General features: G+C 32.2%; 2 protein-coding genes. One reads left to right on the plus strand and one right to left on the minus strand.

The genetic code is table 11. The features are described 5' to 3' along the window. Positions 1 to 15: 15 nt before the first annotated feature. Positions 16 to 186, minus strand: a complete 171-nt coding sequence (locus tag AC1DUW_RS26030) for a hypothetical protein (protein ID WP_161804923.1) — start codon at positions 184 to 186, stop codon at positions 16 to 18. Between the two features lie 635 nt (positions 187 to 821). On the opposite strand from AC1DUW_RS26030, the gene AC1DUW_RS26035 reads away from it, so the two are divergent. Then, on the plus strand, positions 822 to 2398 hold a 1577-nt coding region (locus AC1DUW_RS26035), incomplete at its 3' end, for a transporter substrate-binding domain-containing protein (protein ID WP_477643843.1).

Raw genomic sequence — 2398 nt, forward strand, 5'->3', positions numbered from 1 at the left:
GAGTATGACCAAACATTACTTTCCGTTATATTTATGGCCCATTATATGTTTTAAGTGTCCAATCACTAATTTATAGCAATCTTGTAATTCTGGAGACATATTTTCATTCTTCACTAACATCCTTAAGGTCTTCTCTGTTTCAGAGACTACTTGGTGTTTAATTGGCCTAGTTTGTTGTATCGACATTTTATTCACTCCTTTTCTAAATATTATTGACATTTATCAATTTAATTAATCTCAATTTGCCAAAATTACATTAATTTTATACGAGGAAGAGTTTACTTTTTAGGAGTATACAATTGCCTATGCGGACTATTTTTTTCTGTTGGAATTCTCTAAAATCGGCACCTGCTAGGTTAATCTTTTCTAAACTAAACTAAATAGAATCAGATGCTATTTCTAAAAGTGAATGAAAATTATATGAATTGTTTGAATAGCCCTTCTCAATGTGAGAGGGGCTATTCTTACTTTAGTTGCTTAGCTTTCTGTATTCAGTGTGAATATGTGGTACTTAATTATATAGTAATTAGGCTTTTGACATTAATCTCGATTTACCTATATACAGATTTTGCAAACGTGCTGATGCAATGGTGGCAGCGTGGCTACCTACTACAATAAGTTGATTTATTTATTGTAGAATAGCGGCACATAATTTGTTGCAACATGTAAAACTGTGTCAGATTTCACTAATAATATGTTTGATATTAAAGGTATCATGTTCTTATTGGAGAAGTATTAATATCATGGCGTTTTTTAACGAGAGTATGACTACATGGAATTAAGAATTTCAACTTTAAGGAGGGCTCTTAATTATAAAACAATTGTATAAAATATTAGGTATATGTTGTTTCACTCTCTTTTTTCAAACAATATGGTCCCCTGATATTTTTGCCGAACAAAAAACGTATAAAATTGCAGGAGAATGGGCTCTTCCACCTTTTTCATTTAAAAATAAGGATGGAGAGCTGACTGGTATTAACATTGATATAATGGAGAAAATAGCGGATTATAATGGGCTTGATTTTGAATATATTCCTATGGGTATGCAAGATGCGGAAAAGGCTTTAAAGGATGGATCTATTGATGCGATTGTTGGTAGTACATATAGTACCGAAAAAGATAATCAATTTGACTTTACCCAATCATATTTCACAATGTCTCAATCAATAATTATCCCAAACGCCAAGCAAAATGATATTCATACTCTCACAGATTTACGTAATTCACATGTTGTACTTGATAATAACACGCCAGTAATCAGCACATTTTTGAACATGAGAAATACAAACCTAACTACTGTTTCTAATCAATACTCGGGTATTCTAACATTATTGAACAAACGGGCAGATGTATTTATCGGAAACAAATGGACTGCAGACTATTATTTAAAAAAGTTCAGACAAGAAAATCATTACATCATACTTGATGAAGTTATTGAACCAGCAGATTATACGATTGCAGTTAAAAAAGGGAATCAAACGTTGCTTTTCATGATGGACAATACACTCACTGAACTTAAAGCAAATCGAAATTTAAACGAGATAATTGATAAATGGGTCATGCCTCAATCCAATCAAAAAATTGCCAGGTTGGAGCAATTTATCTTTTGGTTAATCGTAATCTTAGCCGCAGTAGCTCTGATCCTTTTAATTATTTACATATGGAATCAAAAACTTAAGAAATCAGTCCATGCCCAAACAAAGAGTCTACACCTTTTAAATAAGGATTTACAGATGCAACGGCAAAATATTGCTAATAGTAAAGCATTTAAAGATCAAATTTTAAACAATATAAATACAGGGATCATTACATTCGACCTTGATTTTGTAATAACTAGCTGTAATGCAAAAGCATCGGACATTCTTAACATCTCCGCGGAAAATATTTTGAATCTTAGGAATTATCCAACTCTAATAAGGTTATTTAATAGTTCCTATCAAGAACATGAAGAGAAAAATGGGACAAATTATTTTCAAGTTTTGGTATTAAATGAGGAGAGTGAACGCAAAGTAATCTCGTATACGGTACATAAAATGTATAGTTCTGAAGAAATACAAACAGGATTCTTACTTTCCATGAATGATGAGACGGAAAAGAAACTATTAGAGAAAAAATTGGTCACYCAAGAAAAGTTGCATGCACTTGGTCAACTAGTCGCAGGTGTTGCACATGAAATTCGGAATCCCTTAACATCTATTAAAACTTTCATTGATCTGCTTCCGAGTAAATATGAAAATCCTCAATTTCGCCAAGTTCTTATGGAACACTTGCCAACTGAAGTAAACCGGTTAAATGCAATTGTTACTGATCTAATTGATTATGCACGTCCACGTCCACCAAATATACGAAATTATTACGCTCACGAACTTATTTCTTTACTTGCTTTTCATAAGGTAAC

Source organism: Peribacillus sp. P4_C12, from assembly GCF_056402095.1.

Coding starts and splice junctions, on each gene's coding strand:
- AC1DUW_RS26030 (WP_161804923.1), bottom strand. CDS start 186: ATGTCGATACAACAAACTAGGCCAATTAAACACCAAGTAGTCTCTGAA.